Origin of the sequence: Amycolatopsis sp. WAC 04182 (genome assembly GCF_003947465.1) — a bacterium.
In the GTDB taxonomy this organism is placed as follows: Bacteria; Actinomycetota; Actinomycetes; order Mycobacteriales; family Pseudonocardiaceae; genus Amycolatopsis.
In genome coordinates this window covers 1137781-1158583 of record NZ_QHJJ01000002.1, presented here as the reverse complement: position 1 = coordinate 1158583, position 20803 = coordinate 1137781, and the positions used below count along the sequence as shown (strand labels likewise).

The 20803-nt window shown below is 69.4% G+C and carries 21 protein-coding genes and 2 pseudogenes; 9 read left to right on the top strand and 14 right to left on the bottom strand.

The genetic code is table 11. From position 1 onward, the window contains the following. Nucleotides 1-122: 122 nt before the first annotated feature. From DMH01_RS12685 to DMH01_RS12655, 8 genes are all read right to left on the bottom strand, one after another. Entirely contained in the window at nucleotides 123-860 is a 738-nt protein-coding gene (locus DMH01_RS12685; RefSeq protein WP_125676207.1) for a sirohydrochlorin chelatase, read from the bottom strand. Next, the gene (locus DMH01_RS12680) at nucleotides 857-2119 is read right to left on the bottom strand and encodes a sulfate adenylyltransferase subunit 1 (protein ID WP_125676205.1); all 1263 of its coding nucleotides are present in this window, start codon (nucleotides 2117-2119) and stop codon (nucleotides 857-859) included. Before DMH01_RS12680 ends, DMH01_RS12685 begins: the two co-directional genes overlap by 4 nt. After that, on the bottom strand, nucleotides 2119-3039 hold the full coding sequence (gene cysD, locus DMH01_RS12675; protein WP_034316337.1) for a sulfate adenylyltransferase subunit CysD: 921 nt from the start codon (nucleotides 3037-3039) through the stop codon (nucleotides 2119-2121). Before cysD ends, DMH01_RS12680 begins: the two co-directional genes overlap by 1 nt. An 11-nt stretch (nucleotides 3040-3050) precedes the next feature. Continuing rightward, nucleotides 3051-3746 carry a phosphoadenylyl-sulfate reductase gene (locus DMH01_RS12670; protein WP_125676203.1) on the bottom strand — a complete coding sequence of 232 codons (696 nt, stop codon included), beginning with the start codon at nucleotides 3744-3746 and terminating at the stop codon, nucleotides 3051-3053. Further along, nucleotides 3743-3895, bottom strand: a complete 153-nt coding sequence (locus DMH01_RS12665) for a hypothetical protein (RefSeq protein ID WP_034316341.1) — start codon at nucleotides 3893-3895, stop codon at nucleotides 3743-3745. The genes DMH01_RS12670 and DMH01_RS12665 overlap by 4 nt, the downstream gene beginning before the upstream one ends. Continuing rightward, nucleotides 3892-5586 (bottom strand): nitrite/sulfite reductase, encoded by a 1695-nt coding sequence (locus tag DMH01_RS12660; protein WP_125676201.1) that lies wholly within the window; start codon nucleotides 5584-5586, stop codon nucleotides 3892-3894. Before DMH01_RS12660 ends, DMH01_RS12665 begins: the two co-directional genes overlap by 4 nt. A 36-nt stretch (nucleotides 5587-5622) precedes the next feature. Further along, nucleotides 5623-5709: a putative leader peptide gene (locus DMH01_RS43685; RefSeq protein WP_360907593.1), complete on the bottom strand. Its 87-nt coding sequence runs from the start codon at nucleotides 5707-5709 to the stop codon at nucleotides 5623-5625. Between the two features lie 153 nt (nucleotides 5710-5862). Next, a complete protein-coding gene (locus DMH01_RS12655) occupies nucleotides 5863-6435 on the bottom strand; it encodes a TetR/AcrR family transcriptional regulator (protein ID WP_125676199.1) in 573 nt (190 codons plus the stop codon). 83 nt (nucleotides 6436-6518) lie between these two features. On the opposite strand from DMH01_RS12655, the gene DMH01_RS12650 reads away from it, so the two are divergent. After that, entirely contained in the window at nucleotides 6519-6932 is a 414-nt protein-coding gene (locus tag DMH01_RS12650; RefSeq protein WP_125676197.1) for a VOC family protein, read from the top strand. Between the two features lie 75 nt (nucleotides 6933-7007). Then, nucleotides 7008-8222, top strand: a complete 1215-nt coding sequence (gene hemW, locus DMH01_RS12645) for a radical SAM family heme chaperone HemW (RefSeq protein WP_125676195.1) — start codon at nucleotides 7008-7010, stop codon at nucleotides 8220-8222. Here the strand turns inward: hemW and DMH01_RS12640 are convergent. The 5 genes and pseudogenes from DMH01_RS12640 to DMH01_RS43680 form a co-directional block, all read right to left on the bottom strand. After that, a complete protein-coding gene (locus DMH01_RS12640) occupies nucleotides 8215-8907 on the bottom strand; it encodes a hypothetical protein (RefSeq protein ID WP_125676193.1) in 693 nt (230 codons plus the stop codon). The genes hemW and DMH01_RS12640 overlap by 8 nt on opposite strands. Next, entirely contained in the window at nucleotides 8904-10706 is a 1803-nt protein-coding gene (locus DMH01_RS12635; protein ID WP_125676192.1) for a carbamoyltransferase C-terminal domain-containing protein, read from the bottom strand. The genes DMH01_RS12640 and DMH01_RS12635 overlap by 4 nt, the downstream gene beginning before the upstream one ends. 20 nt (nucleotides 10707-10726) lie before the next feature. Further along, on the bottom strand, nucleotides 10727-11998 hold the full coding sequence (locus DMH01_RS12630) for a hypothetical protein (RefSeq protein WP_125676190.1): 1272 nt from the start codon (nucleotides 11996-11998) through the stop codon (nucleotides 10727-10729). Beyond that, nucleotides 11995-12891, bottom strand: a pseudogene (locus tag DMH01_RS43270) (ATP-grasp domain-containing protein); the annotation flags it as partial. The gene DMH01_RS12630 and the pseudogene DMH01_RS43270, both read right to left, overlap by 4 nt. Before the next feature lie 387 nt (nucleotides 12892-13278). After that, nucleotides 13279-14229 (bottom strand): annotated as a pseudogene (locus tag DMH01_RS43680) (glycosyltransferase family 2 protein); the annotation flags it as partial. Nucleotides 14230-14551: 322 nt separating this feature from the next. Here DMH01_RS43680 and DMH01_RS12620 point away from each other — a divergent pair. From DMH01_RS12620 to DMH01_RS12605, 4 genes are read left to right on the top strand one after another with little or no spacing between them, the layout of a single operon-like run. After that, on the top strand, nucleotides 14552-15277 hold the full coding sequence (locus tag DMH01_RS12620; protein ID WP_125676743.1) for a hypothetical protein: 726 nt from the start codon (nucleotides 14552-14554) through the stop codon (nucleotides 15275-15277). After that, nucleotides 15274-16380, top strand: coding sequence for a hypothetical protein (locus DMH01_RS12615; protein ID WP_125676186.1), 1107 nt, complete (start codon nucleotides 15274-15276; stop codon nucleotides 16378-16380). Before DMH01_RS12620 ends, DMH01_RS12615 begins: the two co-directional genes overlap by 4 nt. Then, on the top strand, nucleotides 16377-17420 hold the full coding sequence (locus DMH01_RS12610; protein WP_125676184.1) for a GNAT family N-acetyltransferase: 1044 nt from the start codon (nucleotides 16377-16379) through the stop codon (nucleotides 17418-17420). The genes DMH01_RS12615 and DMH01_RS12610 overlap by 4 nt, the downstream gene beginning before the upstream one ends. Then, a complete protein-coding gene (locus DMH01_RS12605; RefSeq protein ID WP_125676182.1) occupies nucleotides 17414-18436 on the top strand; it encodes a GNAT family N-acetyltransferase in 1023 nt (340 codons plus the stop codon). The genes DMH01_RS12610 and DMH01_RS12605 overlap by 7 nt, the downstream gene beginning before the upstream one ends. A 23-nt stretch (nucleotides 18437-18459) precedes the next feature. Here the strand turns inward: DMH01_RS12605 and DMH01_RS12600 are convergent, their stop codons facing one another. Beyond that, complete coding sequence (locus tag DMH01_RS12600) at nucleotides 18460-19134, bottom strand: TetR/AcrR family transcriptional regulator (RefSeq protein WP_125676180.1); 675 nt, start codon at nucleotides 19132-19134, stop codon at nucleotides 18460-18462. A gap of 112 nt (nucleotides 19135-19246) precedes the next feature. Between DMH01_RS12600 and DMH01_RS12595 the strand changes: the two genes are divergently transcribed. From DMH01_RS12595 to DMH01_RS12585, 3 genes are read left to right on the top strand one after another with little or no spacing between them, the layout of a single operon-like run. Beyond that, complete coding sequence (locus tag DMH01_RS12595) at nucleotides 19247-19660, top strand: SgcJ/EcaC family oxidoreductase (protein ID WP_125676178.1); 414 nt, start codon at nucleotides 19247-19249, stop codon at nucleotides 19658-19660. Then, nucleotides 19657-19965, top strand: coding sequence for a hypothetical protein (locus tag DMH01_RS12590; RefSeq protein ID WP_233621486.1), 309 nt, complete (start codon nucleotides 19657-19659; stop codon nucleotides 19963-19965). Before DMH01_RS12595 ends, DMH01_RS12590 begins: the two co-directional genes overlap by 4 nt. Before the next feature lie 29 nt (nucleotides 19966-19994). Then, entirely contained in the window at nucleotides 19995-20795 is an 801-nt protein-coding gene (locus DMH01_RS12585) for a siderophore-interacting protein (protein ID WP_199745456.1), read from the top strand. The last annotated feature ends 8 nt before the right edge of the window (nucleotides 20796-20803 follow it).

Genomic DNA, 20803 nt, shown 5'->3' with positions numbered 1-20803 from the left:
CTCCGTTCCCATACGCGAGGCGTGACGGAACTGGGAACGAGACCCTCCGAAAATCGGTATCAAGCGCCCGAACGGGAGGCGGGCGCTCTACTGTGCCGATGAACGACTGTGCCGAGGAATGCTCAGGCGGCGAGCCGGGCGGCGGCGACGTCGTAGCGGTCCAGGACGAGCCCGGCGATCCGCGGATCCGGCCCCAGCGGCCCGGCGACGATCACCGACGGGTCGGCTTCCCTGGCCAGCCGCGCGATCCGGTCCGGCAGTAGCCCGGGCGCGAGGAACCAGCCCGCGACCGCGAGCCGTTGTGCGCCGTTGAGCCGCAGCCGCGCGATGGCGGCGGGCACGTCCGGCTGCGCGGCGCTGGCGAAGGCGGGGGTCGCGAGCAATCCGCGACGCAGGTGCCAGCGGGTGGTGATCCCGGCGACCGCGTCGTTGGCGGCGACGTTCGACGAACCGACGCCGGCCAGCAGGACCCCGAGCTTGGGATCGTCCAGGTCGGCGCCCGCCTCGGCGAGCCGGTCCAATGCGACCGTCTCGATGAGCGGGTCGATGCCCAGCACCCCGGAAACCCGCACGTCGAGACCCGGGCAGTCCGCGGTCACCTCGGCGACGAGCGCGGGCAGGTCGACCCGGGCGTGGTACGCCACGCCGAGCAGCAGGGGCACCACGACGACCTCGCGATGTCCCTCGGCGTAGAGGCCGCGCAGGGCGTCGGTGAGCAGCGGCTCCGAAAGGTCCAAAAAGGACTCGCGGATGTCGAGATCCGGTGCCAGCCCGCGGGAGACGTCGAGCAGGGCGCGGATGGTCGCGGCGGACCGCGGATCGCGGCTGCCGTGGGCGACGGCCAGGAGGGGTGGGGTCATGCGAACCTTTCGCCGACGAGTCCGGCGGCCAGTGTATCGCCGTCCTTCGGGTCGATGACCAGGAAAGCGCCCGTCCGCGGGCTGACGCCGTAGTCGTCGACGCCGATCTCCTCGGCCAGCCGGAGCGTGACCCGGCCGATGTCGTTGAGTTCCAACGTGCCCGGATCGTCCACACTGGACAAGGTCTGCTCGTCGAACCGCGCGTGGAGTTCGCCGACGAGTGCCTGCACCGTCCGCGTCCCGTGCTTCACCAGCACCCGCGCGCCCGGCTTGAGCGCCTTGGCCGAGAGCCAGCACAGGGTCGCGGTGATCTCGTCGGTCACCGTCGGCTGCCGGTCGGCGGCGGCGATCAGGTCACCTCGCGAGATGTCGACGTCGTCCGTGAGCAACAGGGTCACCGAGGTACCGGCGCCGGCTTCGGCGAGCGGCCCGTCGGCGGTGTCGATGGCCTCCACCCGGCTGCGGATTCCTTGCGGGAGCACGACGATCTCGTCGCCCGGCCGGACCGTGCCCGCCGCGATCTGCCCCGCGTACCCGCGGTAGTCGGGGTGGTCGGCCGTGCGCGGCCGGATCACGTACTGCACCGGGAAGCGGAACGCCGAATCGTGCGGATCCGGCGCCACCGGCACGGTTTCCAGGTGCTCCAGCAGTGTCGGGCCGGAGTACCACGGGGTCTTGTCCGACTTCTCCGCCACGTTGTCGCCCACGAGCGCCGAAACCGGCACCGCGAGCACGGAACCCCGTTCGTAGCCCAGTGACGCGGCGTGCTCGGCGAACTCCTCGGCGATGACGGTGAACGTCGCTTCGTCGTAGCCGACGAGGTCGATCTTGTTGACCGCCAGCACCAGGTTCGGGACGCCCAGCAGCGCGAGCACCGCGGCGTGACGGCGGGTCTGCTCGATGACGCCCTTGCGCGCGTCGACCAGCAGCACGGCCAGTTGCGCGGTGGACGCCCCGGTCACCGTGTTCCGGGTGTACTGCACGTGGCCCGGTGTGTCCGCGAGCACGAAACTGCGCCTGGGCGTCGCGAAGTACCGGTACGCCACGTCGATCGTGATGCCCTGCTCGCGTTCCGAGCGCAGGCCGTCCACGAGCAGGGAGAGGTCCGGAGTGGACAGTCCTTTGTCGACGCTGGCGCGGGTGACCGCGTCCAGCTGGTCGGCGAGGACGGATTTGGTGTCGTACAGGAGCCGCCCGACCAGGGTCGACTTCCCGTCGTCCACGCTGCCCGCGGTCGCGAGCCTGAGGAGGCTGGACATCAGAAGTACCCTTCCCGCTTGCGGTCTTCCATCGCCGCCTCCGACATCCGGTCGTCGGCGCGGGTGGCGCCGCGTTCGGTGAGCCGGGAGGCCGAGACCTCGGCGATGACCTCGTCCACCGTGGCGGCGGTCGATTCGATGGCGCCCGTGCACGAACCGTCGCCGACGGTCCGGTAGCGCACGGTCAGTTCCTTGACGACCTCGTCCGGCCTCGGCCCGCCCCACGGGCCTTCGGCCAGCCACATGCCGTCGCGCTGGTAGACCTCGCGCCGGTGCGCGTAGTAGATCGACGGCAACTCGACCTTCTCCCGCGCGATGTAGTTCCAGACGTCCGCCTCGGTCCAGTTGGACAGCGGGAAGACGCGGACCTGCTCGCCGGGGCGGTGACGGCCGTTGTAGAGGTTCCACAGTTCGGGGCGCTGGCGTCGCGGCTCCCACTGGCCGAAAGCGTTGCGCAGACTGAAGATCCGTTCCTTGGCACGAGCGCGCTCCTCGTCACGGCGCCCGCCACCGAAGACCGCGTCGAACTTGTTCTCGGCGATCGTGTCGAGCAGCGGCGTGGTCTGCAACGGATTGCGCATGCCGTCGGCGCGCTCTTCGAGCCTGCCGTCGTCGATCCAGTCCTGGACCTTCGCCACCACCAGCCGCAGCCCGTGCTGCTCGACGACGCGGTCGCGGAAGTCGATGACCTCGTCGAAGTTGTGCCCGGTGTCCACGTGCAGCAGCGGGAACGGCACCGGAGCGGGCCAGAACGCCTTGATCGCCAGGTGCAGCAGGAGTGTCGAGTCCTTGCCGCCGGAGAACAGGATCACCGGCCGGTCGAACTCGCCCGCCACCTCGCGGAAGATGTGGATGGCCTCGGATTCCAAGGCCGCCAGGTTGTCCTGTGCCGCGGCGGCGACTGGTTCGAGCGTGGTCATGTCGTCCCTTCTCACCCGTGGAGGCCGCATTCGGTCTTGCCCTGCCCGGCCCACCGGCCGCTGCGCGGGTCCTGGCCCGGAGCGACCTTGGCGGTGCACGGCGCGCAGCCGATCGACAGATAACCGATGGACACCAACGGGTTCTCGAGGATCCCGTGCTCGTCGATGTAGTCCCTGAACTCGTCGTCGGACCACGGCGCGATCGGGTTGATCTTCACCAGTCCGTTGCGGTCGTCCCAGGTGACGATGGGGGTGTTCGCGCGGGTCGGCGCGTCGACGCGGCGGACGCCGGTCACCCACGCCGAGTACTTCGCGAGCGTGTCACGCAGCGGCACGACCTTGCGCAGGTGGCAGCACTGGTTCGGATCGCGCTCGTGCAGCTTCGGGCCGTACTCGGCGTCCTGTTCGGCGACGCTCTGCGCGGCCTCGGCGTTGACGATCCGCACGCCCGGGTACACCGCCTGCACCGCGTCACGGGTGCCGATGGTCTCCGGGAAGTGGTAGCCGGTCTGCAGGAACAGCACGTCGACGTCGGGTTTGACCTGGGTGGCCAGATCGATGAGGACGGCGTCCTGCATGTTCGAGGCGACGATGAAGTCGTCGCCGAAGGTCTCCGCGGTCCAGCGCAGGGCTTCGGTCGCGGTCGCTTCCGCGAGCTCCTTCGAAGCCCGTTCGGCGAGCGTCTTGTAGTCGGCAGTGGCGGTCATCCTTGCGACACCTCCGGAAAGGACAGTCCGAGGAACTTCACGGTGAAGACCCGGCGGCAGCCCGAGCACAGCCACGAGCCGCCCTCCTCGGGCCGCAGGTCTTCATCGCCACAGAAAGGGCAGTAGTACGGGGTCGCGCGTTCGGTCATTGCAAGACGCTCTCGTCGGCCCGCAGGACCCACTGGGCGAACCGCTCGCCGGGTTCGCGGCCGGCGATGTACGCCCGCACGATCCGTTCGACGTACGCGGTCAGCTCCGACGCGGTCACCTTGTGCCCGCGCAGTTTCCGGCCGAAACCGGCGTCCAGGCCGAGCCCGCCGCCGAGGTGCACCTGGAAGCCCTCGACCTGCTTGCCGTCCTCGTCGGTGACGATCTGGCCCTTGAGCCCGATGTCGGCGGTCTGGACGCGGGCGCACGAGTTGGGGCAGCCGTTGAGGTGCACGGTCACCGGGTTCTCGATCTCGGCCTGGATGTCGGCGAGGCGTTTTTCCAGTTCGGTGACCAGTTCGATCGCGCGGGCCTTGGTCTCGACGATCGCGAGTTTGCAGAATTCCAGGCCGGTGCACGCCATGACCCCACGGCGCCAAGGCGACGGCTCGGTCTCCAAGCCGAGCTCGGCCAGCTCGCTCTTCAGCCCGTTCACCTCGGCCTCGGGGACGTCGAGGACCACGAGTTTCTGGTGCGGCGTCAGGCGGACACGGTTCGACCCGGCCCGCTCGGCGGCCTTCGCGACGGCCAGCAGGATGGCGCCGGACACGCGGCCCGCGACCGGCGCGGCGCCGACGTAGAACTTCCCGTCGATCTGCGGGTGCACGCCGACGTGGTCGATCTGGGCGGCGGGCACCTCGGGCGCCGGGCCGTCGGTCAGCTTGCGCTCGAGGTACTCGTCTTCCAGTACCTGGCGGAATTTCGCGGCGCCCCAGTCCTTCACCAGGAACTTGATCCGGGCGCGGGCGCGGAGCCGCCGGTAGCCGTAGTCGCGGAAGACGCTGATCACGCCTTCCCACACGTCGGGGACCTCGTCGAGCGAGACCCAGGCGCCCAGCCGCTGCCCGATCATCGGGTTGGTGGACAGGCCGCCGCCGACCCAGACGTCGAAGCCGGGGCCGTGTTCGGGGTGGTTCACGCCGACGAAGGCGACGTCGTTGATCTCGTGCGCGACGTCCTGCTGCCCGGAGACCGCGGTCTTGAACTTGCGCGGCAGGTTCGAGTAGCGCGGGTCACCGATGTAGCGGCGTTTGATCTCGTCGATCGCGGGGGTGCCGTCGATGATCTCGTCGGCGGCGATACCCGCGACGGGGGAGCCGAGGATCACGCGCGGGCTGTCGCCGCACGCCTCCAGCGTGGTCATCCCGGCCTTTTCGAGCTTCGCCCAGATCGTCGGGACGTCTTCGATCTGGATCCAGTGGTACTGGATGTTCTGCCGGTCGGTGATGTCGGCGGTGTCGCGCGCGTGGGTCTGCGAGATCTCGGCGAGCACGGCGAGCTGGTCGGTGGTCAGCGCTCCGCCGTCGAGCCGCACCCGCAGCATGAAGTAGCGGTCGTCGAGCTCTTCGGGTTCCAGCGTCGCGGTGCGGCCGCCGTCGATCCCCGGCTTGCGCTGGGTGTAGAGACCGAACCAGCGGAACCGGCCGCGGAGGTCACCCGGGTCGATCGAATCGAAGCCGCCGCGGGCGTAGATGTTCTCGATCCGCGCACGGACGTTGAGCGGGTTGTCGTCCTTTTTGGACCGCTCGTTGGGGTTCAGGGGTTCGCGATACCCCAAAGCCCATTGTCCCTCACCCCGTTTCTGTTTCACCCGGGGCGTACGGGCAGGGGTCTCGCGCGTGGGCGACGACATGGGAGTCCTCCGGCAGATCGTGGTGGTGGCGGGGAGTCAGCGGTTCGTCGCACAGAGCGCGCTCGCCACACGACGGAGATCCACGTGGCGGCGTGCCACGAGGGTGATTCCGGCGCGGGTCATTGATTCAGCGTGCCACGCGCCCACTATGTGGTCCAGGCCGGTCCGAATGCTGGGAACGTCGCCCGAATTCAGTTGTTTTGGCTGGTCAAGGGCCTGTCCGGAAGGTCAAGTCCGGGTTCGCGGCCGGGCATTGTGACGCAGAACGCGCGCTCCTCACGACGGGAGAACGCGGTCCACGATGATCCGGATGACCTCTTCGTCGGTGACGTCCGCGAGTACCTCCGGCAGGGTCAGCCGTTCGACGGTGAGCCCGGTCAGTGCGAGGTACATCAGCAGGACCTCGGGGCGCCCGCCCGGCATGCCCGCCGCGATATGCCAGTCGACGCTCATGTCGATGCCCTCGCGGATGGTCTTGGTCAGCTCGGCCGAAAGATCCGGGCGACGGGTGGCTTCGAGCCGGAGTTCGAGGAGGGCGAGGTAGGGCTCGCGGTGGGCGGTCAGCCGCCCCATGAGCTCGCCGAGCAGGACGCCGACCCGGTCGTGGGAGGGCGACTCCGCCTGCGGGTTCGCCATCACGTCCGCCGGGGCCGACAGCCGCTCGTGCACGCGGACGCCGACCTCGCCGAGCAGCTGGTCCCGGTTGCGGAAGTAGTTGGACGTGGTCCCCGGCGGGACGTCCGCTTCGACGTCCACGGCGCGGTAGGTGAGGCCGCGTGCGCCTTCGCGGGCGAGGACGGTGATCGCGGCGTCGGTGAGCGCGGTCCGGCGCTCTGGATTCTGTCGCATCGGAACATTCTCCTTGCCTCAGTCAAACCACTATGCCTATAGTACTACGCATCAAGTGGTTTAGAACTGGGAGGAAACACCAGATGCAACTCAGCGGTTTCGGTGCCTGTGTGCTCGTCGACGACATCGCCGAGACCACCGCCTGGTGGAAGCGGCACATGCAGTTGACGGTGACGATCGAGCTCGACTGGTTCTCCAGCCTCAACGTCGGCGTCCCCGGCTACGAGATGAGCTTCGCCAAGCGTGGTCACAAGGCCACGCCGGAGCCGTGGCGGGCGCAGGAAGCGGCCGGCTCCATGGTCGGCTTCATGGTCGACGACGCGGCGGCCGAATACGAGCGGCTGCGCCAGGAGGGGGTCAAGATCGTCACCGAACTCGTGGACGAGGAGTTCGGCCAGCGGCACTTCTACATCGAGGACCTGAACGGCTTCCTGATCGACATCATCGAGGTGATCCCGCCGTCGCCGGAATGGCTGGCCGCGAACGGGTTGGCCTAGTACCGCTACGGCACGTCTCGTGAAGGCCTCTTTCCCCGGGGAAGGAGGCCTTCACGGCGTGGGGGACACTGGGGTGTGCCCGCGTTGCTGCCCGAAACCACCACGCCCGTCGAGTCCGCGCTCCCCGAGAGCGCGCTGGAAGGGCTCGGCACGCGACCGTTCGGTGTCTACGTGCACGTCCCCTTCTGCGCGACTCGCTGCGGCTACTGCGACTTCAACACCTACACCGCCGGAGAACTGGACAGCGGTTCGTCGCCGCAGTCCTGGCTCGAAGGCCTCAAGCGCGAGTTCGACCTCGCCGCGCGCGTACTGGGAAAGCCGCCCGCGGTCGACACCGTCTTCGTCGGCGGCGGCACCCCGTCCCTGCTCGGTGCCGACGGGCTCCGAAGCGTTCTCGACGCTGTCCGTGACACCTTCGGGCTCGCGCCGGACGCCGAGGTGACGACGGAGTCCAACCCCGAGTCCACCTCGCCCGAGTTCTTCGCGGGCATCCGTGACGCCGGGTACAACCGGATCTCGCTCGGGATGCAGTCGGCCGCACAGCACGTGCTGAAGATCCTCGACCGCGTGCACACCCCGGGCCGCCCGGTCGCGGCCGCCGAGGAGGCCCGCGCCGCCGGGTTCGAGCACGTCAACCTCGACGTCATCTACGGCACGCCGGGGGAGCGGACCGAAGATCTCCAGGCTTCGCTGGACGCGGTGCTGGCCGCCGGGGTCGACCACGTCTCGGCGTACGCGCTGATCGTCGAAGAGGGCACCGCGCTCGCCCGCCGTATCCGCCGCGGCGAACTGCCCGCGCCGGACGACGACGTGCTGGCCGCCGACTACGAGATGATCGACCGCGTCCTCGCCTCGGCGGGGTTGCGCTGGTACGAGGTGTCCAACTGGGCGACCTCGGAGGACGCCCGCTGCCGGCACAACATCGGCTACTGGCGCGGCGGCGACTGGTGGGGCGCCGGGCCCGGCGCGCACAGCCACGTCGGCGGCGTCCGCTGGTGGAACGTCAAACACCCGGCCCGCTACGCCGCGTCCCTCGCGGCCGGGGAATCGCCCGCCGCGGGCCGCGAACTGCTGACCGACGAGGATCGGCATCTGGAACGCGTGATGCTGGAACTCCGGCTGTCCGAAGGGCTGCCGCTCGACGCCCTCGACGACGACGGCCGGGCCGAAGCCCGCGCCGCCGCCGCCGAAGGGTTGCTGGATCAGTCCGCTTTGGACGGTCAGGGACGCGCGGTGCTGACCGACCGCGGGCGGTTGCTGGCCGACGGTCTGGTGCGCAGGCTCACCTGAGCCCCAGTGCCCGGTCCACCCACCGGCCCACCGGCAGCGCCACCACGATCGCCGCCAGCACCAGGTGCACCAGCATGAACATCACCGCGACCGGAACGCTCGGCGGGCCGCCGAGGAACACGATCATATGCGACGCCCACTTCAGCTCGGTCGGTTTCGTCCCGGCCGCCCAGACGTCGTTGAGCGCCCAGAACGTCAGGTCGTTCGCGCCCGAGATCACCACGAGGATCGCCGCGATCCCGGTCTTGAGCACGTTCGCCGTCCGGCCGCCGCCCAGCCGGTACGCCATCAGCCCGAACAGGACGATGAACGTCACGATGAACAGTTCGAACTGGTACACCGGCTGGAAGGCGTTCTCGTCGGTGGCGGCGTTCCTGGCGAACGCCTGGATCCGCATGATCAGCTCGGTGTCCAAATAGGACATGTAGAGGAACACTGCGAGCACGATCAGCGCCGGACCCCCTTTGGTCCGCGGGAAGAGCGCCACGGTGGCGACCGCGAACACGAACGGGCACAGTTTGAAGGCCCAGTCGACGACGTTGTCCAGCGTCTGGTCCGGCGGCAGGATCACCATGATCAGCAGCGTGGTCACCACGGCCGGGACGGCGGGTACCAGCCACAGCCATTTCCGCCGCCGGTAGAGCGCGGGAATCCAGCCGTCGGTGTCGGGAAGCGTCGCGGTCACAGGTCGTCCTTCTCTGCCCAGAACGGCCCGAGGGCGAGCGCGTCGACGTCGGTCTTCAGGTAGCAGGCCACCGCGTCGGCCGGGCTGGCGACGATCGGTTCGTTGTTGTCGTTGAACGAGGTGTTGACCACCATCGGCACCCCGGTGAGCTTCTCGAACTCGCTGATCATCCGGTAGTACAGCGGGTTGTCCGACTCGGTCACCGTCTGCACGCGGGCCGTCCCGTCGACGTGGGTGATGGCCGGGACCTCGTCGCGTTTGTCCGGCAGGACATCGAACACCAGCAGCATGACCGGCGACGGGTAGTCGCTGACGAACCAGTCGCCCGCGCGTTCCGCCAGGCACGACGGCGCGAACGGCCGGAACGCCTCGCGGTGCTTGACCTTCTCGTTCATCCGCGTCTTGGAATCGGGATCGCGCGGGTCGGCGACCAGCGAGCGGTTGCCGAGCGCGCGCGGCCCGCATTCCATCCGGCCCTGCACCCAGCCGATGATCTTGCCCTCGGAGATCTTCTTCGCCGTGTGCGCGGCGATGTCGTCGACCTTGGTGTAGCGGACCCCGGCGTCCTGCAGCGCCAGTTCCATCTCCGCCTCGGTGTAGTCCGGGCCGGTGTAGGTGTAGCCGTCACGAGGACGCGGCTTGCCGTATTTGCCGACCGACACCTCCAGCGCCGAACCGAGCGCGCAGCCGTCGTCGGCGGCCGCGGGCTGGGCGAAGAAGTCCTCGAACGGCGTTTCCAGCAGGATCCGCCCGTTCATCACGCTGTTCAGCGCGACACCGCCCGCGACGCACAGCCGGCGCGATCCGGTTTCCCGCTGCAGCCAGCGCGCGATGTGCAGCCCGGCCTCCTCCAAGGTGACCTGCAACGCGTAGGCGACGTCGCAGTAGTGCTGCGGCACCGGGTTCTCCGCGGTGACCCTGGTCTTGGGCCGCGCCGGGCCGAACAGGTCGGTGAACTTCTTCGACATCACGTGCTTGCCGGTGCGGTGGTGGCCGAAGAAGCTCAGGTCGAGCTCGTATCCGCCGTCGTCGTCGAGGTGGATCAGCTGTTTGAACGCGTCGACGTAGGTGTCGTCGCCGAGCGGAGCCAGCCCCATGATCTTGCCTTCGTCACGGGTGGGGTAGAAGCCGAGATAGCCGGTGACACCGGCGTACATCGCGCCGAGCGAGTGCGGGAACTTGATCCGCCGGATGTCGATGATCCGGTTTCCCTTGCCGTGTCCCAGATAGGTCGCGGTGCCGTCGCTGCCGATCCCGTCGAAGGTGAGCACCGCCGACTCTTCCCACGGCGAGATGAAGTACCCGCTGGCGGCGTGCGCCTTGTGGTGGTCGACCAGATGCGTCTTGAACTTCGTCGGGCCGGTCCAGCCCACGGCCTCCTTCACATCGCGTTCGAGGGTGAAGGACCGCTTGATGTGCGCGAGCACCGCGCCGCCGACGTGGTAGTCGTCGACGCCTTTGCCGCCACCGGTCTTGAACGTCTCCACCATTCCCGCCGAGGAGCCGCCCTCGTCGCCGTTCTGGTTGCGGAACACCTCCAGTGTCGCCGGGAAGTACTTCGCGAACACCTTCGCCGCGTGGATGCCTTCGCGCCAGCGCTGCCAGTAGTAGGCGACGTGGTCGACGTCGGCGAGGGTGATCCCGCCGCGCTCCAGGCAGAACTTGATCGCCTCCGCGGGGAAGTCCCCGTCGTGCTTCTTCCGGGTGAAGCGTTCTTCTTCGGCGAACGCGATGATCTCGCCGTCGCGCACGAGCGCGGCCGCCGAGTCGTGGACCCTGCTGATTCCCAGTACGTACATTTCCTTCTCCAGTGCGACGTTCAGAGTTCGGGGTGGTGGCGGCGCAGCAACCGCCGGAGGACGGTCGACCGCGCGCCGATCGCGAAGACGAGGGCGGCGAACCCGCCGACCGGTCCCATCGCCGGGACGAGCGCGGCGGCGGCCAGCGGGGTGGCGACCAGACCGGCGATCGACGCCGACGCGGTGAGCGTGAGGACCTTGCTGTTGGTGTTCTCGATCAGGAAGCCCGCGTAGAGCCGGACGGCGAACAGCACCGTTTCGACCAGGACGAAGACACCGAGGACCACGTACGCGCCGACGGTGTCTTCAGCGGTCAGCACCGCGCGGGCCGCCGGGATCACGAGGGCGATGCCCACCAGGACGAGGAACGCGAGCGAGCCCCGTTCGACCAGCTTCAGCAGTTCGACCGCGCGGGCCCGGCCCGCCGCCGCCCCGCTTCCGCGCAGCCGCGCCGAAATCGACGGCTGGTGCACCCGGAGCTGATAGAACAGCAGCGAGCAGAACGCGCTGCTGGCCAGCAAGGCGACGTAGAACGGTCCACTGTCGACGGTTCGCCCCGCCAGCGCCAGCACCCCGAACACCGTCGACGTCGCGAGGACGTCGAGCACCTCGGTCATCCCGAGCAGCACGGTGGTCCGGCCGAAGGCGGGCAGGAGCCGGTGTCCCTCGATCCTCCGTACCCGCAGCCACTTCCTCGGCAGCAGTGCCGCGGAGAAGCCGAGGATGAGCAGGATCCCGGCCAGCAGCAGGCCGAGGTGCGTCAACGGCGACCAGCGGACGAACCAGGTGCCCACCGTCACCGCGCCGACCACCAGCGCGCCCGCGGTGAACGCCAGGGCGTCCAAAGTGGACCGGCCGGTGAAGCGGTGCAGGCCGGAGACCGTCATCAGCAGGCCACCGGAGATCGACCAGCCCGCGGCCGTCAGGTACAGCGCGGCGTCCGAGTCCGGCGCGACGATCAGCGCGACCGCCATCGCCGCCAGGACCGCCAGTACCGGGACGACGGCGACGCGGACGGCCAGCGCCGCGACCGCGTCCCGCGTCATCCGCAGCCGGGGCAGGCATTTCAACGCCGACTTCTCCGCCGCCGACGGCACGAAGTTGAGCCAGGTCATCAGCCCCAGCGCGGTGGCGAACCGGCCGTAGTCGTGCGCACCCCACGCGGTGACCAGCACCAGGCCCATCGCCTGGATCGCCAGCCGGAAGACGCCGCGCCCGGCGAGCAGCCGGAGCACCATCGACGGCTTCGGCGCCGTGATCGACGCGGCACCGGTGAGCGAGGTTCCGGTCAAGGGAGCGGTACCGCCATCCCCTGCTCGTCGAGCAGGAACTTCAGCGTGCCACGCAACTCGTCCTCCGCCGCGAGCACCTCGGGCACGGTCGGCGCCGAAAGCACGGCGTACCCCATCTTGTAGCCGGCCTGCTCGTACGGTTTGACGTAGGAGTCCTGCTCCGCGAACAGTTCCAGGTTGTGGACCGCGGGCATGGCGCGGACCTCGTCGACGCCTTCGATGCGCACGATCCGGCCGCCGCGGTCGGAGGCGAGGATGTGGATGAGCGTCGGTCGCGGGTCGCGCGGCGAGAGCACGACCTCACCACCGGTCGCGGCGGCGATCCCGGCGGCGATCAGATCGACGCCGGTGCTGTGCTCGATCGCCTCGGCCAGGCCGTTCCCGCCCATCCGGGCGCCCATCTCGATCAGGTAGAACTTCCCGTCCCGGCCCAAAACCGCGTCGAGCGTGAGCGGTCCGGTGCGGTAGCCGAGTTCCCCGCACAGCGCGGTCAGCATCACCGGCAGCGCGCGGTCGACCACCGGCGGCAGCCCGGCGGGCAGCAGGTGGGACGCCGTCACGAAGAACGGCGGCGGGGTCAGCGTGCGGCGGGTGACCGCGTGGAACACGATCCGGCCGTCGACCACGAGCGCTTCGATCGTGTAGTGCGAGCCGTCGAGATGTTCCTCGACGACCAGCTTTCCGGACGGTGAGAACGCGAGCGAGTCGGAGAAAGCCGTGGTCAGACCGCCGGGGCTCGCACACGAGACGACACCGCGGCTGCCGGACGAGTCGACCGGTTTCACCAGCGTGGGGAACCGCAGCTGCTGTGCGGCGAGCGCGAGATCCGGCCCCGGCTTCCCGCCGACACTGCGGTAGGTCGGCAGGCGTAGCCGGTCGCAGAGTTCGCGGAAGACGGACTTGTCGACCGAAGCGGCGACGGCGGCCTCGGGCAACGGGTCCGGCAGGCCCCAGTGGCGGGTGAGCCAAGCGAGCGCGGGCAACCCGACGTCGCTGGCGGGACAGAGCACCCCGGCGATGTCGTCCCGTCCTTCGAGTGCCGCCGCGATCTGCTCCGGCGCGCGGACGCTGACCTGGACGAACTCGTCGGCCAGCGCCACGGCGGGCGCGCTCGCGCGGACGTCCACGCAGATGGTGCGGAAACCCAGATCCCGCGCCCGGTGGTACGTGCTGACCGAACCGTCGGCACCGCCCAGGATCACCAGGCTCCGCGCGGCCGCCGTGTCTTCGGTTTTCTTCACTCCCGCTTGCCTTTCCCCAGGATGGATCTCGGCCATGGCCGAGGCGTAGAGCCGGTCGTCCTCGTCGACCGGGAAGTTGGCTTCCCTGATGTAGAACTGCCGTGGCCGCGGCTGTCCCGCGCCGACCACGACCAGGTAGCGGACGGTCAACGCGAGCACCGTGAGCAACACGGAGAACAGGACGAACGTCAGCGCCGACGCGGCGGTCAAGCCGAGGAGCCCGGTGGCGGCCGCGATCCCGGCGAGTACCGAGACACCGGCGGTCAGCATCGCCGTGCCCGAAGCCACCGTCGTCAGCCGCCGGGTGAAGCCGACGAACAACTCGATGGCGTGCGAGGAAAGGAAACCGAAGCCGACCTTGGACTCGCCGCGTTCACGGGCCCGGTGTGCCACCTGGACGGTGGTGTAGCGGCTGGTCAGCCTCGGCACGGTGGCGAGGAAGTACGGGGTGCCCAGCCGGAGATCGACGATCTTGCGCGCGAGCTCCGTGCGCACCAGGCGGAACGCCGTCGCGCCGGGAGGGATTTCGATGCGCAGCACGCGACGGCCGAGGAAATGGAAGGCGGCGGTGCCCCAGCGCCTTAGTAAGGGGTCTTGCCTATTGGTGCGGACACCGAAAACGGCGTCGTTGCCCGCCTCGGCCGCGGTGATCAATTTCCCCGCTTCGGAAGCCGGAAACTGCTGGTCGGCGTCGATGTGCAGGAGCCAGGGTTTCCCCGCGTAGCGATAGCCGGCGGAAAAGGCCGCTTCGAAACCGAAGTTCCGGGTGAAGGACACGTACCGCACCCGGGGGTCGGTGTGCGCGAGCGCGCGGATGACGTCCAGCGTCCCGTCGGTACTCCCATCGTCCACATAGAGCAGTTCGAGGGGGAGATTTCCCAACTCGGCGACGATCTCCTGATAGGAGGGCTCGACGTTGTCGACTTCGTTGAAGCACGGGACGACTACGGTGAGTCCACTCTGCACAGGTCCGGGTATCGACCAGCTCATCTGTCGAATCCCTGCGGTGAGTGCGCTATCGTGTTCGCAGCGTCACTCGTCGTGATTTCACGGTTCATGAGTCCCCTTGGCCCCAGGCGGCAGGCAGGTCGTGCCTGCTCGAAAGTTCCCGTGTTATAGGCAGACTCGCTTTGTTCCCGCCAGCACATACCGAAAGTTCGTCCTTTCAGCTCAGTCGAAAAGGTGGGAAGTCGGCCGGAAACCGGATGAACCAGGCGCGGGGTATTCCCAAACCGGCGTCGATGACGCAAGCTTGCGCGCCATGTGGACAGTGGGGGTGAGTGCTGCCTGGCGGGCCGCCTATCGGCGGTCGGTGCGGTCGGCCTTCGCGACGGTGCCGTTCTACCGCGAGCGCTGGGCACTCGATGGCAGGACGGATCCCGTGCTGGTGCCCGGTCGCACCGGGACGAACGCCGGCGCGGCGCCGCTGGCCGAGGCCGTGCACAAGATCGTCGACCTGGTACCGCTCGCCGGTGGCACGCAACGGATCGAGCCGAGCCGCGGGCTGGGTCCCGTGCTGCGCAAGGCACGTGCGGTGACCGGGGACGCACTGGTGGTCGTGCTCGGCGGGGACGAGGTGCGTGCGCCGGTGGACCTGCCGCGTGGAGTTCGTTGCTGCGTGGTGGATCCCGACGTGCCGGCGCCGAGTGCGCTGGCGGAACTGTCGGCCGAGCTCCGCCGCGGTCGTCGCGTGCTCGCGATCGGTGACGACAAGCAGCTCGCCGTCTTCGCGGCGGCGTTGCCCGACGACCGTGCGTACCGGGTCGAATCCGTACCGCGACGAGAGCTGGACACAATGGACTCCGGCCCGTACGGGGTGCTCCACGATCCGGCGCTGGGCTACCTGGGCGCGATCGAGGAATGCGGCCGGTGGCACCTCGACTGGCCTCGCGTCTACGCGCGCCCGACGACGGGCGGTCTCGCGTTCACGCTGCTGCGCCAGGATTCCCCGCGGTTCGTGGACGTGCTCCCGGCGGGCGGCGTCCGTGGTGAGATCGCGCCGTGCCCGCGACACGGGACACCGGTCGTGCTCACGTGACGGCGACGACGAAGGTGGCGGCACGGAGCACCGCGTTCGAGGTCGAGGTGCTCGATCCGAGAAGCGCGGCCGAACCCGAGGGCTGGAGTGCTTTCCTGCGGCGGGCGAGGCTGTGGCCGGTGTGGGAGTACGAGGTCCTGCGCCGGGAAGCCTGGATGGCGAAGAACCCGGCGGTGCTCGCGGTGCTCCGCCGGAACGGGACGATCGTCGGCGCGTTCACCGTGATGGTGTGCCGGAGCTGGCGGGCGGGTGACTTCGCGCCGCTGTCCGTCCTGGGTGGACGGTTCCGCCCGCGCTGGGCGGAGGCCTACCTCTGGCAGCTCAGCGGGTATCCCGCCGGGGTGCTCGACGAGCGGCTGGACGAGGCCGAGCGGCGTGAACTGGTCCGCCGGTTCGAGCGAGCACTGTGCGCCCACCTCGGCCCGGGACTGCTGGGCCTGATCTACCGCGCGATGAACCCGGAACTCCTCCCGGCGCTGGACGGCCGCGGCCGGATGTCTCGCGAGATCGACCCGGCCGCTGTGCTGGCCAACGAGTACTCCACTGTGGACGAATGGGAACGGGCGCTCGACGACGGGGCCCGGAAGACGCTGCACGAACTGCGTGAAGACGGGGACCTGTGCACCGAGGCGGCGCCGTCCCGCCGGGACCTGGACTGCCACGAACTCGCCGTCATGCTCAACGCCCACCGGTCCAGGCAGGACGACCGCGCCTGGGCCGGGGGACAGCGGTCGCGGTTCGGTGGGCTGCACATGGACACGCGCAGCCCGATCGCCCCGTCCTATCTGGACGCGCTCGTCCGCCGTCCGGACGTCATCACTCGTACCTACCGCGACGGATCCGGGCGGCTGCTGGGATTCGGCACGGTGTTCGACGCCGAAGACGGCTGCGCGCTGCACCAGTGGGCCGCGCTGCCGAGCGCGGGCGGCGGACGGAAAGGGCTCTATGTCGACTTCTACGCCAGGGCTGTGGAGCACATGATCACGTATCGGCGCCCCGAGCTGACCGCCGGCCGGGCGATGCTCGAGAACAAGACCCCGCTCGGCTTCGGCACCAGGTCCCTGGTGTCGGTCGCCGTGCCGAGACCGGTGCTGGGCCGATGACCTGGGACGTGCGGGTGCTCGACCCGCGGACCGATCCGGAACCCGAGGGCTGGGCGGGATTCCTCGCCGCGCAGCAGGCCCCGGTTCCGTGGGACTACGGGTTGCTGCGGGTGGAGTCGCGCTTTTCCCGCAGCCCCACCGTGCTCACGGTGATCAGTGACGGAGGCGAGATCGTCGCCGCGGTACTGGCGATGCTGTGCGCCCCGGTCTCGCCGGACCGCCCCGGCGCCGTGCGCGGCTTGGCGAGGCTCGGGCCGCGCTGGGTCGAGGTGCAGCACGCGTGGCTTTCCGGATACCCGCCGTGGCTGTTCGTGGACGGTGCCGACGCCGCCGACCGGCGCGAGATCATGCGCCGGTTCGAGCGCGCCGTCGGCCGCTACACCGGGCCCGGTTGTCTCGGCGTCCTTTACCGGACCGTCGAGCCGGAAACGCTCGACATGCTGACCGGACGGGGCAGGCCCGTGCGCGACACGATGCCGACGTCGGTCCTGGAGAACAGGTTCGTCGACGTCGACGGGTGGCTGGCGTCCCTGCGCCGCAGCAGGCGGCTGAGCCTGCGCAGCCAGTCGAAGAAGATCGCCGCCGACCCGGACGTGATCATTCGCACCGAGGCCGCCCGCACCGACCTCGACGCCCTCGAACTGGCCACCCTGTTGCGGGAGCACCGTGCGCGGATGGGGCCGGTGAAGTTCGACCGGCGCGGTCCGGTCACCGCCGAATACCTCGGCGAACTCGTGCGCAGACCCGACGTGATCACCTCGACCTACCACGACGGCGAGGGCAGGCTGCTCGCGTTCACCAACGTGCTCGATCACCCGGTCGCGCCGCTGCACCAGCATTGGGCCGCGCTGGCCCCGGAAGAGGGACGGCCGAAGCACCTCTACTTCGAGGCCGTCGTCCGGAATGTGCGCTACATGGTCGAAGGCAACCGGAAGTCCCTGTCGATGGGGCGGGGGCTGACCGATCTCAAGGCGACCCTCGGTTTCCAGCCGGTCCCGCTGCTCGGGGTCATCGTGCCGAGACCGGTGACGCGATGGTGATCGAAGTGCTGGACCCCCGGCGTGATCCGGAGCCCGCCTACTGGAAACCGTTGCGGGCCAAGGCCGGTCTGCGCGCGGACTGGAGCTGGGAGGTGCTCACCACCCAGGCGTGGGCGGCGCGCACCGAGCAGCCGGTCACGGTCCTGCTCGAAGACGGGGAACCACGTGGCGTGGTCAGCTCCGCTTGGGTCACCGGACTCACCCGGCGGCACCGGTTCGCCCGCCCGAGGGGACGCGGACGAATCGGCGGGCTCGACGTCCGTTCCCCCGGCTCAGGGGCGATGCCGGGCTGGTGGTTCGACGGCGCGGACGACGACGGCGGCGTCGGCCTGCTGCTGGACTCGTTCGTCCCGGCCATGCGCGCGGAACTCGGCCTCGGCCTGCGTGCACTGCTGGTACGCCAGGTCGGTGAGTCCGGTGTGGACAGTGTCCGCGGCAGGCTGAAGATGGTGCGCCGGACCGAGGACGTGGCGGTCCTCGACGTCTCGCCGTTCTCGAGCCGGGACGACTGGATGTACTCGCTGGCCAGGAAACGCAAACAGAACCTGCGCAAGATCTTCCGGACCTTCGATGCCGACCCGTCGATCGGGGTGCGCGTGCGGCCGGGTGCCGAGGCCGATCCGGTCGAGATCGCTGAACTCTTGCGGCACAACGAATCCAAACACCACGATGTGCCGATCGTGCCGCTCCCGGCGTTCGTGGGGTACGTGGGCGCCCTCCTGCGGCAGCCGGACGTGCACGTCATCGAGTACCGCGAGACGGCCACGGGCCGGGCGATCGCCGTCGCGACCCTTCTCGACCACCCGACGCTGCCGATCGCCCGGCACTGGGCGGCACTGCCGCTGGAACTCGGCGGGCGGCCCGACCTGTACTTCCACTTCTACGGTGAAACGGTGCGGTGGGCGGTGGAAACCGGGCGGCCGCGGGTGGTGTTCGGGAAGAAGATGTCGGAGATGAAAGCTTCGCTGGGGGCGCATCTGGTGCCGCAGTACGCGGCCGCGGTGGCGCTGCTCTGAGCTTGTCCGGCCGCTGCGTCGGATCACGGGGCGGTGGAGGCCAAGCCGCGCAAGAAGAGATCGATGGCGAACTCGAAGCGTTCCTGCGCGGTCTCCGCGGTGAAGTACTCACCCGAAGCCAGCAGGTTCGGAAAGGCGCCGGGCGGGAACGACGCCATGTACTCGACCATTCGCTTGCCGCGTTCCTCCTGGTCGGCCAGGTCGATGTCGCCGTGTTGCCAGCCGGCGCCTTCGTACGCGAAAGCCTTGGCGTAGAGCCATAACGCGTCGGCGGCGAACAGGGCCCGCTTGAGGTCGAGGCCGCCCGCGCGCAGCACCGAGAGCATCGCTTCGGCCTGCTGCAGGGCGTTCGCGCCGACCGGGACGGGGATGGCCCACGCGATCTTGGCGATCCCGGGGACCGACGTCAGCGCGCGCACGTTGTCGCGCAGCAGCTCTTTCGCCTGTTCGACCCATCGCCGCGGATCGGGCTCCGGGAACGGGCCGAAGGCGAGGACGTGGTCGACCATCAGCTCGTGGAGCTCTTCCTTGTTCGCGACATGGGCGTAGAGCGACGCCGGGCCGGTCTCCAGCGCCTGGGCCACCCGCCGCATGCTCACCGCCTCCAACCCCTCGGCGGCGAGGAGGTCCAGTGCCGTCTTCACCACGAGCTCCTGGGACAGCACGGGTTTCTCGGCGCGACGCCGGGGCCTGCTCACTTCGTTCGCCTCCTGATCCGGGGTTCGCCGGGAACTCTACTTGACGCGAACGCCGTTCGCCTGTAGAACGGTGTTCGTCAAACGAACACCGTTCGTCTAACTGGAGGAAACCATGACCGAACGACAGGCCGAAGTCCTGGCCGTGCTGGGCAAGCTCGCCGATGCGTGGGGCGACGGCGACGCGGCCGCGTACGCGTCGCTCTTCACCGAAGACGCCGATTACGTGACCTTCTTCGGGATGAACATGCCCGGCCGCGCGATGATCGAAAGCGCGCACCGGTCCCTGTTCGAGGGGCCGCTCAAGGGATCGAAGCTGGTGGCGGGCGGTGGCGAGCCCAAGGTCCGGTTCCTCCGGCCGGACGTCGCGATCGTCGTGTCCGCCGGCGGGTCGTCGCTGTCGGACGGCAAACCGGAGCCGGGCCGCGAGTCGACGCTGACCTACGTCCTCGTGGAGGAGCCAGATGGCTGGCGCGTCGCGTCGTTCCAGAACACCCGGGTGAGCGATCCGGCCGCGAGGGCTTCGTGAAGCTCCTGGTCGAGGTGTCCGGGGTGGCCCCAGCGCCGGTCGCCGAGGTCTTCACCCGGCTCGCGGACACACTGCGGGCGCGGCCGTACAACCCCGGCTCCGAGATCGATACCGAGCGTCATTTCCTCGCCCAGCAGGGTGGCTGGTGGTATCGCGGTGAGTACGACGTCGCCACCTGGAGCCGCTGGGCGGTTCCGTTGGCGAACCGGTTCTTCGTCGGATTCGCGGAACGGGTCCGAGACGGCTTTGATCGGATGCTGGGAGACCTCGCCCCGCCCGGCGGCGAGAGGCGTACGCTCGGTTAGGTTCACCTAACCCAGGAAAGGAAGTGTGCATGGCCGAGGCGCGGAGAGCGGTGTCGGCGACCCGGCTGCGGGTGCTGCGCACCGAGCGGATCACCCCGCACATGGTCCGGATCGTCGCCGGGGGCGAAGGGATCGCCTCCTTCCAGCCCAACGAATTCACCGACGCCTACGTCAAGGTGCACTTCCGGGTGCCCGGCGTCACCTATCCCGAACCGTTCGACCTGGCCCGCGTCCGCGAAGAGCTGCCACGCGAGCAGTGGCCGCGGATGCGCTCGTACACCGTCCGGGCCTTCGACCCGAACCTCGGCGAGCTGGTGCTCGACTTCGTCCACCACGGTGACGAGGGCGTCGCCGGGCCGTGGGCCGCCGCCGCGAAACCGGGCGACGAACTGCTTATTTCCGGACCCGGTGGGGCGTACGCGCCGGGTGAGGAGGCCGATTGGCATCTGCTCGCCGGGGACGAGAGTGCCTTGCCCGCGATCGCCGCTTCGCTCGAGGCGATGCCGGCGGGTGTGCCCGTGCACGCGTTCATCCTCGTGGAGGACGCCGCTGAAGAGCAGTCGTTGACCACCAAGGGCGACGCGCGGATCACCTGGCTGCACCGGAGCCGGGGCGACGACCTCGCGGCCGCCGTCCGCGCGCTCGACTGGCGTGAAGGTGTCGTGCAGGCGTTCGTCCACGGCGAGGCGGGATTCGTCCGGGACCTGCGGCGTCATCTGCTGGACGACCGGGGCATGCGGCGTGACCTGCTGTCGATCTCCGGATACTGGCGGATCGGGAAGACCGACGAGGCGTGGCGACTGGAGAAACAGGCCGAGCGGAACGCGTAGCCTCGGTC